The sequence below is a fragment of the Rahnella aquatilis CIP 78.65 = ATCC 33071 genome (genome assembly GCF_000241955.1).
In the GTDB taxonomy this organism is placed as follows: domain Bacteria; phylum Pseudomonadota; class Gammaproteobacteria; order Enterobacterales; family Enterobacteriaceae; genus Rahnella; species Rahnella aquatilis.
In genome coordinates, this window is record NC_016818.1 from 636,541 (window position 1) to 652,620 (window position 16,080).

Sequence of the window (16,080 nt, forward strand, 5' to 3'; positions counted from 1 at the left end):
GCGAGCTATAATGCAGACAGAGACGTTAAGCAGACTCATGTTGTTCTGCGAAGGTACTTGCCGCCCAGACAAGGTCACAGATTTCATCTTTAGGAATAAACAGCAAAGGAAGTTCCATCAGCAATTCTCGAATTTTTTCATGCTGAAAGAGATGACAGGCCTCATCAAGCTCACGTAATTTGCCTTCAAGCAATGGCCATGGCATATCCAGTTCCATGGCTTTAAGAATGCGCGGATGCGGAGTGTCACTGACATTTCCTCCGATCAACAATTCTTCATAGAGCTTTTCACCAGGACGCAGACCTGTCACTTTTATTTCAATATCCCCATCAGGGTGCTCGCTGTCTTTCACTGTGAGACCGCTCAAACGAATCATTCGTTTGGCAAGATCCATGATTTTCACCGGGTTCCCCATATCCAGTACAAAGACATCTCCGCCTTCTCCCATAGCCCCTGCCTGAATTACTAACTGTGCTGCTTCGGGAATGGTCATGAAATAGCGAATAATATCCTCATGGGTAACGGTTACCGGTCCCCCACGGCTAATTTGTTCCCTGAATAACGGGACGACAGAACCGGAGGATCCTAATACGTTTCCGAAGCGGACCATACAAAATTTGGTGTGATGGTTTTCCTTTGCTAGCGCCTGTAATACTAATTCTGCCAGTCGCTTGGAGGCACCCATGGTGTTTGTCGGACGCACAGATTTATCTGTAGAAATCAATACAAAATTATTTACGCCAGCCTCAAGTGCCGCTTGTGCGCAATACCATGTGCCAAATACATTGTTTCTTATACCTTCGACAACATTGTATTCAACAAGAGGGACATGCTTATAAGCTGCAGCATGGTAAACAGTGTCAACGGCAAACCGTTTCATGACAGTGACCAGCCTGCGTTTACGTTGTACAGAACCCAGAAGGGGAATGACCTCTACTTCACTATCAAGTTCAGTCAATGCTGCATGGATGGTATATAGGCCATACTCAGAAAGTTCAAAAAGCACCAGTCGGGAAGGGCGACAGGCAATGATCTGGCGACATAATTCGGAGCCAATGGAACCCCCGGCCCCTGTAACCATAACGCATTTTCCATGAATATTGGCATTCATCAGTTCATCAAAAGGCTCTACGGGAACACGTCCAAGGAGATCCTCAATGGAGACGTACCTCAATTCACTGATGGTGGCTACGCCATTGACGAGATCAGACATTCCAGGTATTGAGAGAATTTCACAGGGATATGTCTCCAGAGACTGTAAAACATTCTGGCGTCTCGAACGGGAAATACTGGGCATTGCTAGTAAAATTTTCTCAGCATGATGGCGAGTCAGCAAAGCAGGAATTTGTGAAGGGGGGTGGACTGAAGCCCCCTGAAGTTGGTAGCCATGCGTTGCCGTGTCATCATCAACAAAGGCGACAGGATAAAATTCATTCCCCTGAAGTAACGCCATTTGTAACTGGCGGCCTGCTGCACCTGCGCCGTAGATAATCACAGGTGTCCGTACCACTCTGGTAATGTTCAGCAGGGCACGGAAAAAAAGACGAACGCCACCCACAAACAACACCATAAAGGCGAAATAGATAATAGTTACCGTTCGGGGAAGAAAGACACTGAAATAGAAGGAACTCATTACGAGAAATAGCGTTGATGCCCCAGTGCCCAACGCAATGGTCCAGAGTACGCGAAAACTGACGAAGCGTAACACCGCCCGATAGAGCCCAAGCCGCGCAAAAACAAACACGCTAAACACGCTTAAAGCCAACAGTAACACCCAGTGCTTAATACTGGTAATGGGGAATGCATCATCTAACCTGACCCAGTAGCCGCCCCAGAAGGCCAGTGAGATCATCAGAATGTCAGCGATTACCGAAATAAAGCGCTTACCGAAACGGGACATCGAGCCGAGGAGTTCTAACAGATGAAAACACATAAGCGCGGGCACTGATTTTTTGTTCATCACTTTCTTCCTGCGTTCAATCGTTTCGCCAGAACACATAAAGGTGCATATGCTATCACTACAGCTACGAGACCATAGCATCTGCCAGAGAATACTAACCACGCGATAGGCATGAGCCATACTATAGTGATACAAGCACTGCTGGCCGTGACGGCACTATGCCCCCATCGTTGAGCCGCGTGTTGAAAAGCATGGGATCTGTGTGCTTCACTCAGCCGATCACCCTGCCGCCATCTCGTCAGCAAAGTCCAGCTTGCATCGACAACAAAAATACCCAGCAATATCAGCCATGCCCATAACCGCTCCGGATCCTTTAATGCATCTATCAGCATCAGCGCGCCAAGAGCCAGCCCCAGAAAACCACTGCAACCATCGCCCATAAAAATCTTAGCAGGAGGCCGGTTCCAGTAGAAAAATCCTGAGCAAGTTGCTGCTAATAGTAAGGCGATATAGGTGACTGCGTCGGTGTCTCCTTCTGTCCAGTGTAGCGCTGCGATGCCAAGGCAAACTGTGATCGCCTCTCCTGAGGCCAGACCATCGATGCCATCCATAAAGTTGTATAAATTGATAAGCCATACCAGTCCAAATGCAAATATTCCCCAGAGCCACCAGTCAGGAGTGATTATCCATTTCGCCAGTGATAAGGCCGGAATGTGGCCTATACCGAACAGGATCAGAGCGGCTGCGAAGAACTGGACGATAAGACGGAATTTGGGGGACAGCGAATGGTGATCATCGATAAAGCCAATGGCGGCAATCAGCAGAAGCGGCAGCATTATCCACAGCCACAGGGATGAAAAGATAGGGTTGGTTCCGACAAACAACAGTAAAACAAGTGAAAAGGATATCACTATAGCCATACCGCCGCCGCGGGGCGTCGGGACGTTATGTGAACTGCGGGCATTGGGAATATCCATCACCTGATGGCGAATCGCATATCGACGAAACACAGCAGTTAATAACCAGGAGATCAACACACTCATCAACAAAATAGAAAGGAACATACGGCAGCATTATCCATTATTAAATATTTTTTTAAGTGCTTCATCAGTTTTAAAAGGGGGATGCCATCCCAGCAAAACCTGAGTTTTGCCGGTATCCAGTTCCAGTGAACCAACCAAACGAGCCACCGCCTTTCTCTTGCCTGTGATCGTCGCCAATACTTTTAACAAAGTAATTGGAAAGGGGAAAAGCAGGGCAGGCTTTCCCTTCGCTCGGGCAATCATCTTAATTAATGTCGATGTTGATACCGCAGGTTCATCAGCTATCAGAAAAACTTCACCTGCAGCAGCAGGATGATTTATGACGTGGAGGATGAAGTGGCAAAGGTTATCTAATGCCAATAAGCTACGCCGATTATCAATGCTAGCAAATGGCAACGGGATGCCAAGTGAGATAATTTTTATGAGTAGCGCAAAGTTGGCCTTCACATCAGGACCATAGACGAGTGGCAAACGGATGATGACAACTTCCATTCCGGTCGATGCTGAAATATCGAGCAAACCTGTTTCAGCTTCATATTTTGACAGGCCATAAGGATCTTGCGGTGGTCTTGGAACTGCTTCGCGAAAGGGGCTTCCTTTGACCGTCTCTTCACCATTAACTTTGCAAGAACTTAAAAAAATAAACCGGGAAACGCTGGCAGCCGCAGCCTGTTTTGCCAGGGTCAGCGTTCCGCTGGTGTTCACTTTCCTGAACTCAGCCAATGCGTCTGACGTCTGTTCCTGCATTTGGTGTACACGGGCAGAACAGTGGATCACGCAATCAATGCCAGACAATCCTTCGGACCAGTCAGCAAATTCATCAAGATCGGGACTGTGCCAGGCGGTAGGCTCATGATAATTGCGTCGTACTGCGCGTCGGACTGTCATGCCTGCTGTTTCAATACTCTTCGCAATGGCGCGTCCAATAAAACCATTTGCGCCTGTCACTAATACCGACTTAGTTTCCAGATTTTTGCTCATTTCTGCGGATGCTCCGCGATCACTTTTTTGTAAAGCGACATATAGCTTTCGACCATTCGTTCAGCGGTAAACATATGATCGAACCTGGCTTTCGCATTCTGCCCCATCTGCGATGTTGCGCAAGGGTTTTCCCAAAGTTCGACAAGTGCGGCGCGCAAGGAAACAGGGTCTGTAGGTTTAACGACAAGCCCTGTTTCCTTATGCAGATTGATAAAGGTGGTGCCTGTACCAATCTCGCAAGAAATCATAGGCTTCCCGTACATTGCCGCTTCAAGCAGGGTCATCCCGAATGCTTCCGAACGTAAATGAGAGGGAAATACTACGGAGTAACAAAGTTCAAGCAAAGCGCATTTATCTTCGTCAGAGACGGCACCGACGAAATGAATATTTTTTAATTTTAACCGCTCAGCTTGTTCTTTCAGTTCCTGCTCGCACGGGCCTTCTCCGATGATCACCAGCGGATAATCCAGACCGGCAATTGCATCAAGAAGATAAGAAAGGCCTTTGTAGTAACGCAGGAAACCAATAAAAAGAAAAAACCGCCCCCGGAGTAATGCCTGCCATTTTTCTGTCACCGATACCGGAGCCTTTGGATAAGATGAATCATCCAGACCAAAAGGTATGACATCTACAGGGCGCTTCAGCGACTGTAAAACGGGGCTGGTTTGCACATAGTTTGGCGAGGAGGCGACAACAGCATCAACGTCATTTAAAAAACGGCGCATCAAAGGTTGATACAGACGTAACAAATTCTTCTGTTTTACAATGTCCGAATGATAGGTCACCACCGTCGGCTTATCAGGGCGCACCATAAAATGCACCAGATCCATATAGGGCCAGGGAAAGTGGTAGTGGATCACGTCGGCTTGCTCAGCCAGCCGGCGGAAATCTTTGAATGCAGACAAAGAAAATCCTGTCGAGGCGATATACAGGTCCTGTTTAGAAGTATGGACGTTATGGTAGCCTATTTTTCCAACATGAGCTGTTTTCTCTTCTGTGAGAGAAAGTACATCTACCTCGGCTCCATTGCGACAAGCGCCCTCGGCCAACTGGTAAATAACCTGCTGAACACCGCCAAACGCAACAGGGTAGTAGGTTTTAAAAAAATGAAGAATACGCATTCGTAACCTGTGTTCCCTTATGAGGTTGAAACAATTGATCCTCGCTCTGCTGCAAAATCTGACATTCCCGGAGGGAAGCCCGGATTTTCAGGTCAGGGGGTAACCATTTGATTTTTAAGGTGGTTGTCGAGGTTGGCAGTTGACAGAGATGATAAAACCATCTCTGTCTTGTCACTCATATCGAATACATCCACCGGAGTGTTTCTTCCAGTGTGATAGGTTTCCAGTCAGGAATGACTGAATTCAGGCGTTCAGCACTTCCAGTCAATACTTTGACTTCATTGGCTCTGACGAATGCAGGATTAACGTTTAATTCAATCTGATACCCAGCCAAAGTTTCCAAAGCCGAAACAACTTCTCTCAGTGACGTCCCCACCCCAGAGCAAACATTGAAAGTTTGTCCAACCGGGCGCATTTTTATAAGGTTTGCATAAGCATTACAGACGGAGCGAACATTACTAAAATCACGCCATACATCAAGGTTTCCTAACTCAATGCGTTGTTCCTTTCGACGAAAATGCGAGACTATTTTCGGGATCAGGAAGTTTTCACTTTGGCCTACACCCGTATAGTTGAATGGCCGCGCAATTACGATGGGCAGTTTATCCATCCACAACTTCGCCATGTATTCCATCGCCAATTTGCTGACAGCATAATCATTAGCCGGGTCTGGTAAACTTTCCTCAGTGAGGATCCCCCCGGTACGATTGCCATAAACATTGGCGCTGCTGGCGAGCAGTACGCAATCAATCCCCTCTGCCACTTCAGATAGTGCCGCTAAGAGATTGCGGGTCCCCATGAGATTGACGCGATAAAAATCATCTGCATTACCATGCGCCACGAATGCGATCGCTGCCAGGTGTACAACGATATTAGGTTTTATCGCGCGGATAGCCTGACGAACGGCTTCTGGATCGCAGAGATCAACTTGACGATTCCCGGCAGCTGTAGCTGCCAGGTTTTCAAGACCATGTACTTCATAACCGGCGTCTGCCAGTTCCCTGGCCATATATTGGCCGGTAAAACCGTTTAAGCCAGTGATCAGCGCACGTTGAGTCATATTAGAATGAGAATCCTGCTTCGTTGCGACGCATGTCTTCTTCAACCATCATTTGGCACAGTTGTTCCAATGTGGTTTTTGGTTCCCAGCCTAACTTTTCCTTCGCTTTTGCAGGATCGCCGATCAGAAGTTCAACCTCAGCAGGACGATAGAATTTAGGACTTATGGAAACGACGGTTTTACCCGTGGCGACATCAACGGCAATCTCTTTTTCTGCATGGCCACTGAATTGAACATTAATCCCTGCGGCTTTAAAGGACATGAGCACAAAATCACGTACAGTTTCAGTACGATTCGTGGCCAGTACATAGGAATCTGGTTCATCAGCTTGCAGCATACGCCACATGCCTTCTACGTATTCTTTAGCAAAGCCCCAGTCGCGTTTGGCGTCGAGATTACCCAACTCTAGTACATCGAGTTTGCCGAGTTTAATTTTGGCAACAGAGTCAGTGATCTTACGTGTGACGAACTCACGACCGCGGAGAGGGGACTCATGGTTGAACAGTATCCCGCTACAGGCAAAAATGTCGTAGCTTTCACGGTAGTTAATGGTCATCCAATGTGCGTACAGTTTTGCTACGCCATACGGGCTGCGTGGGTAAAAAGGTGTTGATTCAGACTGTGGAATCGCTTGCACTTTACCGAACATTTCAGAGGTAGAGGCTTGATAAAAGCGAATTTTAGGATTCACTATGCGAATAGCTTCGAGCAGATTCAGAGCGCCGATGCCTGTAATCTCAGCGGTTGTAACGGGTTGTTCGAATGACACACCGACAAAGCTCTGAGCTGCCAGATTGTAGACTTCCATTGCTCCGCTATTTTGCAGCAGACGGATACTGGAAGAAAGATCAGTCAGATCATATTCTACCAAATGCAGATTGGAATGATTCTGGATGCCTAATTCTTCGATACGCCAGAAGTTAACAGAACTGGTACGGCGGTATGTACCATAAACTGTATATCCTTTGCTCAGTAAAAGCTCTGCCAAATAGGCACCATCTTGACCAGTAATTCCTGTAATTACAGCGATATTGTTCACTTTGTATACTCTTCAAAAATCACATCTTTAATTGTAGCGGCCGTATTGCACCATTCTGTAGGCACATACTCGCGTAAAACCTTCTCAGTCTGCTTATCAAGCATTCCGGGTTTAAAGAGAAGGCATTCTATCTGATCAACCCAACTCTCTACAGAGTAAGGTGATGCAAAAATAGTGAGCTCTGGGGCAATTTCAACCATGCTGGAAGTATTTGAACTTATACAGGGCTTCCCATGCCATAAGCTCTCAGATACTGGTAGTCCCCATCCTTCATAAAGTGCTGGAAATAGTGTAAACAAGCAGTTTGAGTACAGCCAGCTCAATTCGTTGTCACTGGCATCTGTAATCACATCGACTAAGCCATTCAAAGCTCTGTCATTTTCAACCTGGAAATCGATCTCACTGTCGATCCATCCCTTACGCCCGACAAGAACGAGTTTCGGTAGAAGTCCAGGATAACGCTTATCTAGTATGCGATAAGCATGCAGAAGTGCTACCTGATTCTTCCTAATTTCCAGCGTACCAACGCAAAGTATGAACTTTTCTCCGTCAGTATAACGACTACTGTACTGGGTATCATCTGAAGGGCTTGCTACAAAATCATCCCCAAGTCTGATCACTTTCATATCAGACATATCAATACCTAGTTTATTGCTTCGAAGAACGATATCTTTCTTCGTACATTCTGAAATTGAAAAAGATTGGTCACAGAGAGCAACGGTTTCATCGACCCAGCGACCTATATAATCTCCAAAGCCAATTCCATCTTTATAAAAATACGGGAATAAATCGGGGATTATGTCATAAAAAAGTTGTATATATTTTACACCCAACTCTTTCATTCGCCGAATTTCTTCGTTGTAACAGGCAAAAGCCCAGTTAGCTCCAGCTGAGAAAAAAATGTCCCCCTCGCAAAAATCTACTTTCTTGCTGACTGTCGCAACTTGTCCGTTAACGTCAACAGTATGGAATGATTTAAGATCATCATCAATGGCAACTAGCTTAAAATCACTAATCTGAGATGAGAGTTCTTGTGCAAGATAATAGACTGTTCGTGGAATCCCAGTAGGAGTCCCCTGCCAACCCACCATCGTCGAATAATCGAAATAAAAACTCATTCGGCAATCTCCATTATTTCTGGGTAATTGGCAAATAATCCTTCACACATTTGAAGAGCAGTGTCTTTCCAGCTAGACAATTTGTAACCTGTTCTCACACGCTCGCATTCATTTTGTAACTCTTCCGGATTATCAACGAGCAGGCGGATTTGTTCGACCCATTCATTAAGAAGTAGCGGATGCGCATGTCGCACAAGACCAGGTGCAATTTCCACCATAGAAGAGGAGCGCGAAGCAATACAAGGTTTACCAAAGCACAAACTTTCCGCGATAGGCAATCCCCAACCTTCATAAAAAGAAGGATAAAGGGTAAACATGCTATTCTCATAAAGAACTCGTAGGTCTATGTCCTGTAGCCCTTTAAGAACTTCGATGCGCCCTTTTAAACGTAAGTCATTAGCAATTTGATATTCTATATCATTATCCAACCACCCCTGTTTACCAACAATATAAAGTTTGGGTGGTATATAGTTTTGCTCCTCTATCATGTATCTCCATGCATTGAGAAGCATTATATGGTTTTTACGGTATTCGATGGATCCTACTGTGAGCAAATAAGGTTCACTTATTTTTTGAACAATATCCGCACTAGGATCTCCTTCAGTAGTGGGTACTTCATCGCCGAGGCGTACCACCGTGACAGGAGGAAGTTCAAGACCATGCTCAGTAGAAAAATGCTTCAAATCGCGTTTAGTATTTTCTGAAATAGCAAAAGCTAAGTCACAGGCATTTATTGTTTCAATTAGCCATTCTTTATAGATTTCAGGGAAGCCTGGTCCGTAAGTAAATGGTAATATGCATGGAATAGCATCATAAAAGAGAATGCCTAATTTTATTCCCTGTTGCCGTAATTTCATTAGAACTTTATGATGTTCTATATAATCCCAATTAGAACCTGCTGTGATAATAATGTCACCGGCATTTAGCTCAATATTTTCCGTTGTTTTTCGAAGCTGAATGTCATACTCCAAACAAGTGCTATCAGCTTGAAATAACCCCAAGCGAATATTTGGCAGGCAGCCCAATAATTCGTTGCCAATTTCGGAAACTACCCGCTGAATACCCGTAGGGTGTCCGATCCAATTAGTTAAAGATGTGCAATCAAAAATTACTTTCATGAAAGATGTTCTTCCTTACCAGAATCAATTATTTTAAGTACGAAGTCAGGCAAACTCTGAAGAACCCGTTCCCATTCTAAAGCATAGACTTCTTCGCTTCGTGCGTAATGTCTTTCTGGTCGGGTTTCAGTGACCAAATTAGCAAGGCTATCGGCATCTTTAACTAAAAATACTCCTGGTTCGGAGGTGACATGTTCGAAAGCTCTAAATGAAAATTCCGCACCGAGAATGCATTTTGTCGACAATAATGCCTGCGCTGTTTTGAGATTTGAACCCCCTCCTTCCCAAATCGGCAATACAATGCCACTTGAGCATAAAATAGCCGAATCGATATCTTCCGCACTTACCAGGCCCGTAATATGCAACCATGGATAATCTTTGGCATCAAAACCAGGGGTGGTAGCAACTAAACCGTTTCCAACACTACCTAACGCCCATAGTGCAAAATTCTTCTCGCCTTTTTTCTGAGCCAGCGCCATTACAAGATCGCGTAATCCATTTATATTCGGTGGATGCCAGCTACCGACGAATACCCAGTTGGCATCTCTGTTTTCAAAACGAGATTGCCATTTTTTATCCTCTGGACCATTTTTCGGTTTGGAATGTCCATTGAAGTAAATTTTCACTGGTGCATCGGGGTTGAGTCGAGTGATGTAAGCGGCATCAATCTCAGAAACTGCAATTGCACCTGAGCATGCTTTAATTACGCCTTTCTCGATATTATCTACATAGTCAGTATATTTTTTTGCTATTTCAGGTGAAAAAAGATCTTGATAGATCTGGCGTTTCATTATCACTTCGATATTATGCGAGCTATAAATAACCCTAACATTACGTGCAAGAGTACCATCATCAAAAAAACGTTCTACTAATGGCCATAGAAATGGTTGTTCAAGAAGAATGATATCGGGATCAAAATTATGAACATTTCTGCAGACCTGTTCATAACACTTTTCATCTTTCTCCAGGAAATTGCAAATTCCCCAATCAGAAAGCATTCCACTAATACCAAATTCGGTCCAGCGATTTTGATCCAATCTTACTGATAGAGAAGAGGCATCTACTTTCTCATCCCATTCAAACGACAACGTTTCAACATTGAATTGAGTACGTAAACTTCGCCGAATATGATGACTGCGTAGTTTTCCCCCGTGATCTGGTCGCTCAACGTCATAAGTTGCCATCTGTAATATTTTCACGTAAATCCCTCCGGGATACTGATTCTTGAATATTAACAAAAAATTTCTACTGAATGTTTGACTTTGTAAGTTTCAACTTTGTTAAAAACTCACCGTTTGTTCCTGCACTTTCAAACCATGCGTTTAACTCATCTGGTTTTGGATCCAGTTCACCCAAATATGCAACAAACGCCCAACGTACAAAAAGCTTAGATAGTGGAGCTTCTGGTCTGAAATGTTCTTCCAGAATTTTATGGCGTAAACCAGAAATTGATTTGGATTGGCTACGCCAGTACGAAATCTCTTCATCATCAACGGAATCTCTTTCGTTAATAATTAATTGAATCCATCGAATTGCATCTTTACTTAATGTTGACGTGAGATTCATGTTTTCGTATTTCACTGCTTCAATCATGTCCTGAATTTTTCCAAATTCAAGCCAATATTCCATTTCTTGATTATCAACTGAGTCTCTTCCGTTAATAATTAATTGAATCCAACGAATAGCTTCTTTGCTTACCGGCGATGTAAGGTTTCTGCTTTCAAATCGTAATGCTTCAAACATGTCTTGGATATTTTCAAATTTGAGCCAGTTTGAGGTCTCCTCTGGGGAACACTTGCGATCAAAAAGCAACCAATATGCCCAACGGATGGCCTCTTCTGAATTCTTTCTCAATTCTATGGCTTTATGACGGCCATGAGATTTTGAAATGCTAACTAATTCTGAGGCCAGTACTGTAGCGGTATTTTTCCAGGTCCCCATATCAGACAATTTGTCTTGCCGTTTTAAATGAGGAGTATCTGTTAAGAGGCGAGCGAGATCACCTGACCTTTCAATTTCAAAATAGTATGGGCTTGAGCCCGCAAATTCTCCAAAAACAGGCAAACGGTTAGCTAATACCAAACCGTTATAAGCAAGACCTTCAGATACGGACATGCCATAACCCTCACTTTTGGAAGGGCATATTACTGCCACGGCATGCTGATAAGCTGCCATAAGTTCCGCGTCACTGGCGTCGGTAAGCCATATAACTTTATTACCGGCATGACTAATAAACTCAGTGACCTCTTCAGATGCACCGCCTTCCTTGCCGATAATTAATAGGGAAGAGTTACCACCTGAAGCTAAATATGTTTGATATTCAGAAATAGCCTCAATATAACCTCTCCGAGGTTCGACAGTGCCCACCATCAAGAAAAATAGTCCATCAGGTAAACGTTCTGAATCAATGTCGCTTCTGGCAGCTTGAAGCGCCGGCGCAAGCGGGATGACTTGACAGCGTTCACTGTCGAAAATTTCGCCTTTTGAACTACAGTATTCGATGAGATCTTTACGGGTTGATTGAGATATAGTGAATAAGAGATCTGATTTTCTCACAACATCTACAAGCGCCGATTCAAATTCATGTCTTGCAGTTGGGTCACTAAATTCAGGGTTAACAATAGGAATAAGATCATAAACTACTGTTGCTATGCTAACGCCATGATCCCTGAAATAATCATACCAAGATGTCATTCCATAACTCCAGAATGCATCCGGGCATAGATAAATGTCTCTAAAATTAAATTCCAGTGCCACAAAATCAGAAACAGTATCAAGGGTTATTTTTTGAGCATCTTCTAGTGTATAAAAACCATTGAATTGATAGCAAATAGGAATACAGTCGAGCTGAGTAATTTCAGAAAAAGTCTTCGCCTCACCAATTAAAGCTCTTACTACTCGTTGGACACCAGTATTAAGCCCACTACGAAATGTTGAGGTACAATCGATATAAAGCTTAGGATCTCTCTCTTTCATACTATTTCCCATTTTAAGATAATAATTCTCTATATATTTTTTCAAGATCTAGAATAACATTTTCCCAGGTGAAGTTGTCGTGTGTTCTTTGTCTTAAGCATTGCTTAGGCATCGTTAATACTTGGCCAATACCATGACTCATTGAAGCATTTGAGTTCGGGTCGATATATATAGCATTATCACCGAAATATTCTTTCGTCGAACCTACTTCTGTCACGAGAATCCTGCATCCTGATGCGGCCGCTTCCAGAGCAGCAATACTCGGTGTTTCAAGCGTGCTTGGCATCACAAATGCTTCTGCACCAGCCATGGAAGAACGTAATAATTCTGAGCCATATTCAAGCGGGCCGAGATAAACAAATTGTTCTTTGCCCACTTGCTTACATTCTTCGAGATACGCACTATCTCGGGCATGGCCAACCACGACTAACGTGAGTTCAGGATGATCTTTGAGAGCCTGCAGAAAACGTAACTGGTTTTTGCGGGGCTCAACATTAGCTACGTTGAGCAAATAGCGCTTGTCCATTAATTTGCTATAAGAATGGAACAAATCTGGAGTCGCTATATTAAAGAAACTTTTTTCTACACCATTATAAACTACTCGAAAACGCTCTATCTCAATGTCATATACTTCACTTAAAGCTTTCGCCTCTAGAGAGGAGTTTACGACTATTCTATCCGCTATAGAAATCAAGCGTTGTATATCATCATGAGGGTAATCCCATTTTGTCTCAGGAGTAACCCATAAATTTGGTGTTATAACGAGAGCGTAGCCTTTCTTCTTTATATACTCACATAATTGGAATGAACCTGGCATAACAGAAAAAAAATGAAATATTTTAAACTCTTCAGGAACAGGTTTCCAGGGATCATAAAGCGTGACATTATGCCCACGCAATTCTAAATGATATTTCCACGCCATTAACTGACGCTCTCCTCCCCCAGGACAATCAAAAGCCCAAGGGTAAACCCCAAAAACTACATTAACTTTTTTGGTTTCGCTGTTTTTCATTTAAAAGAGTACCCCCAGCAATTACTTTAATTTATAAGTATGTGACTAAATTTCATTAATGAATCACGCAACAAAGATGCCGTATCATCCCAACTGGTCTTGTGATATTGAGCATTAACTTGTTTTCTTACTTTTGCTAGTTCATCCGGTTTTTCTATCCACAATCGCATAATATCCACCCATTCATTGGTCATAAGGGGATTTGCAAAAGGAGTAAGCTCAGGTGCTATTTCCAGCATGCTTGAACTTTTAGAAGTGATACAAGGAACGCCATAACAAAGACTTTCTGCTACTGGTAGACCCCATCCCTCGTAGATAGAAGGATACACTGTAAACATAGCGGAACCGTACAAAGCTCCTAAATCTGAATCATCTAACCCAGAGAGAATTTCTACTTTGCCTTTTAATAAAGGGTCACCTTCAACCTGAATATGAACGTTAGCATCATACAATCCTTGGCGACCTGCAATATATAATTTTGGAACGTCCATTCCAAGAACATCAATCATATAACGATAAGCATTAAGTAAAATTATATGATTTTTTCGATATTCAATTGTTCCTACTGATAAAATATAACTTCCTTTTATATTTTCTGAAATTTGCTCTGAAACTTGATTTTTTACTACCGGAAGATTATCACCGATGCGTAAGATATCAATATTGGGAATTCGAAGGTTTGATTTTTTAGCATACTCCAGTAAGTCAGAACGGGTACTGGCAGAAATGGTGAAGCATAGACTTGCCAGACTAAGCGCCCGGTTAAGCCAAAACTCAAAACGAGCAACGAATTCTGAGGAATAGGTAAAGGGAAATTTCAATGGAATAATGTCATAAAAAAGTACAGCAAGCTTCACATCATTTTCAGCATAATGGCAAAGATGTTTGAAATGCTCTGGGTAGTCCCAATCATGGCCAGATGCAAAAATCATATCTCCTTTGTCTATTTTAATTTCGTTACCTATTTCTTTCGACTCCGGAGAATAAGAATAACACTTTCCATCACTATCAAAAATGACAGTAAAAGTCTCTGGCATGGCCCGTGCCAGAGAAATCCCTAACTCACTTATAACTCTTTGAATTCCAGTCGGTTTTCCTATCCATTTTGTAAGAGCAGTACAGTCAAAAATGACCTTCATTTAATAAGACACCTAAATTATATTGACTGGAGATAATTCACTAAAGGGGCTATGGCATCGACCATATCCGGGAATATATTAGCAGATGAAGAGAGAGGATTATGAGGTTCTTTTAATAGTTGTAGAACAGCCTGGCGGATCTCATTTTCATTTCTGGGATCAACCTGAGTGCAATACGGACCAAGCATTTCCTCCGTCCATTCTGAACGAGAAAGTAATAGTCTGGAGCCCATTGCTGCTGCCTCTATGGCTGATGTACCGGGAAAATCGAAAGGAAGTTCTACTACCATTTGGCTATGGCTTAATGCAGATAAATGTTGTTCAGAACCGAAAGGTATTGTAGATATAAATTTTATATTAGGACCTGCCAGTCGCTTACATTCATCTGCGTACTTTTTATCGCGAATGCCTCCTGAAATGACCAAATCCAAATCGAGATCATTAAAAGCCCGGACAGCCGCCAGTTGGTTTTTTTGCGGTTCAATGATACCTGTCCATATAGCATATGATTTCAGTCCATAAGACTCTCTAAAAACATCAGTGATATTCTTGCGAAGGAATTTTGGCGAAATAAGCGGGGAGATGTGTATTACATCTTTATTTTCAATATTAAGATAGTGACTAAAATGTCTTTCTTCTGCCTGAGAGCGGAAGACGACAGCATCAAAGGACTTAAGAAAAGCTGCCAGATGTACCGAATTATCTTCTGATGGCGGTTCAACAAACCAAAGATTAGGCCAAAGAATTACTGGAATATCAACATTAGAAATAGCCCCAATGATATGTTCGCTCCCACCATTCATCGATAAATGAATTACAGCATCGTAATTCGACAAAGGTCTGGAAGTAGGGCCATAAATTTCAGAAATAATACCTGAGGAATTTAAAGCTTCGTTCAAGAGAAGGATCTCTCTTTCACCGCCTCCCTGATAGAGGAAGGCTTCTGGATATGTTGTTAACAATACTCTTTTCATTAAAAGATCTCCACCGGATGGAGTGGAAAGAATTGATAGCGAATTTGTCGATCTTCATTAATCGTGATTCTTATGTATTCACAGTTACCGATGGTGAATGTTGGATAATGATCGATCTGCAGTTTGAGCAATCGATGCAATATCCCACATACCGTCCCTTCGTGGCCCGCAATAAGTATGGTGTCGGAAGAATTCCACTCAATGAATCTTTTTTCGAACCAGTTTCCTACCCTTAACAACATATCATTAAGGCATTCACCTTCAGGGTATTTAAAATCTGGATCAAGCCCTTGATAACGATAACGTGGTTCCGTTTCCCACAGTTCATCTACCGTAATGTGACTCACCAAACCAGTATTCAGTTCGACCAGTTCTTCTTCAATAATAGCATTTGATGAACACGTTAGGTTTGCAATTGTTTCCCGCGCACGCGAAAGGGGGGAAGTATAAACATGTGTAAAAGGTATATTATTAAGAGTCTGACATACCTGATATGCCTGCGCTTTTCCCTTTTCAGAAAGAGGATAATCAGCAGCACCACATACAATGCGTTTTTCATTGGATGTACTTGCGCCGTGTCGCAGAAGATATATTTCCAT

At 43.0% G+C, this 16,080-nt stretch carries 14 protein-coding genes; all 14 read right to left on the reverse strand.

Features of this window, described 5'->3' with window-relative positions; translation table 11 throughout:
- Positions 1–25 precede the first annotated feature (25 nt).
- Positions 26–1,960, reverse strand: a complete 1,935-nt coding sequence (locus tag RAHAQ2_RS02895; RefSeq protein ID WP_014333787.1) for a polysaccharide biosynthesis protein — start codon at positions 1,958–1,960, stop codon at positions 26–28.
- On the reverse strand, positions 1,960–2,964 hold the full coding sequence (locus tag RAHAQ2_RS02900; RefSeq protein WP_014333788.1) for an MraY family glycosyltransferase: 1,005 nt from the start codon (positions 2,962–2,964) through the stop codon (positions 1,960–1,962). The genes RAHAQ2_RS02895 and RAHAQ2_RS02900 overlap by 1 nt, the downstream gene beginning before the upstream one ends.
- A gap of 9 nt (positions 2,965–2,973) precedes the next feature.
- Positions 2,974–3,924, reverse strand: a complete 951-nt coding sequence (locus RAHAQ2_RS02905) for a UDP-glucose 4-epimerase family protein (protein WP_014333789.1) — start codon at positions 3,922–3,924, stop codon at positions 2,974–2,976.
- The gene (locus tag RAHAQ2_RS02910) at positions 3,921–5,045 is read right to left on the reverse strand and encodes a glycosyltransferase family 4 protein (protein ID WP_014333790.1); all 1,125 of its coding nucleotides are present in this window, start codon (positions 5,043–5,045) and stop codon (positions 3,921–3,923) included. Before RAHAQ2_RS02910 ends, RAHAQ2_RS02905 begins: the two co-directional genes overlap by 4 nt.
- A gap of 175 nt (positions 5,046–5,220) precedes the next feature.
- Complete coding sequence (locus RAHAQ2_RS02915) at positions 5,221–6,105, reverse strand: NAD-dependent epimerase/dehydratase family protein (protein WP_014333791.1); 885 nt, start codon at positions 6,103–6,105, stop codon at positions 5,221–5,223.
- Between the two features lies 1 nt (position 6,106).
- A complete protein-coding gene (gene gmd / locus RAHAQ2_RS02920) occupies positions 6,107–7,144 on the reverse strand; it encodes a GDP-mannose 4,6-dehydratase (protein ID WP_014333792.1) in 1,038 nt (345 codons plus the stop codon).
- Complete coding sequence (locus tag RAHAQ2_RS02925) at positions 7,141–8,262, reverse strand: glycosyltransferase family 4 protein (RefSeq protein WP_014333793.1); 1,122 nt, start codon at positions 8,260–8,262, stop codon at positions 7,141–7,143. Before RAHAQ2_RS02925 ends, gmd begins: the two co-directional genes overlap by 4 nt.
- Positions 8,259–9,380: a glycosyltransferase family 4 protein gene (locus RAHAQ2_RS02930; protein WP_014333794.1), complete on the reverse strand. Its 1,122-nt coding sequence runs from the start codon at positions 9,378–9,380 to the stop codon at positions 8,259–8,261. Before RAHAQ2_RS02930 ends, RAHAQ2_RS02925 begins: the two co-directional genes overlap by 4 nt.
- Positions 9,377–10,579, reverse strand: coding sequence for a glycosyltransferase (locus RAHAQ2_RS02935; RefSeq protein ID WP_014333795.1), 1,203 nt, complete (start codon positions 10,577–10,579; stop codon positions 9,377–9,379). Before RAHAQ2_RS02935 ends, RAHAQ2_RS02930 begins: the two co-directional genes overlap by 4 nt.
- A 46-nt stretch (positions 10,580–10,625) precedes the next feature.
- A complete protein-coding gene (locus RAHAQ2_RS02940; RefSeq protein WP_014333796.1) occupies positions 10,626–12,356 on the reverse strand; it encodes a glycosyltransferase family 4 protein in 1,731 nt (576 codons plus the stop codon).
- A 13-nt stretch (positions 12,357–12,369) separates the two neighbouring features.
- The gene (locus RAHAQ2_RS02945; protein WP_014333797.1) at positions 12,370–13,368 is read right to left on the reverse strand and encodes a glycosyltransferase family 4 protein; all 999 of its coding nucleotides are present in this window, start codon (positions 13,366–13,368) and stop codon (positions 12,370–12,372) included.
- A 26-nt stretch (positions 13,369–13,394) separates the two neighbouring features.
- Positions 13,395–14,507 (reverse strand): glycosyltransferase family 4 protein, encoded by a 1,113-nt coding sequence (locus RAHAQ2_RS02950; RefSeq protein WP_014333798.1) that lies wholly within the window; start codon positions 14,505–14,507, stop codon positions 13,395–13,397.
- A gap of 17 nt (positions 14,508–14,524) precedes the next feature.
- Positions 14,525–15,481, reverse strand: coding sequence for a glycosyltransferase family protein (locus tag RAHAQ2_RS02955; RefSeq protein WP_014333799.1), 957 nt, complete (start codon positions 15,479–15,481; stop codon positions 14,525–14,527).
- Positions 15,481–16,080 carry a histidine phosphatase family protein gene (locus RAHAQ2_RS02960; protein WP_037040588.1) on the reverse strand — a complete coding sequence of 200 codons (600 nt, stop codon included), beginning with the start codon at positions 16,078–16,080 and terminating at the stop codon, positions 15,481–15,483. The genes RAHAQ2_RS02955 and RAHAQ2_RS02960 overlap by 1 nt, the downstream gene beginning before the upstream one ends.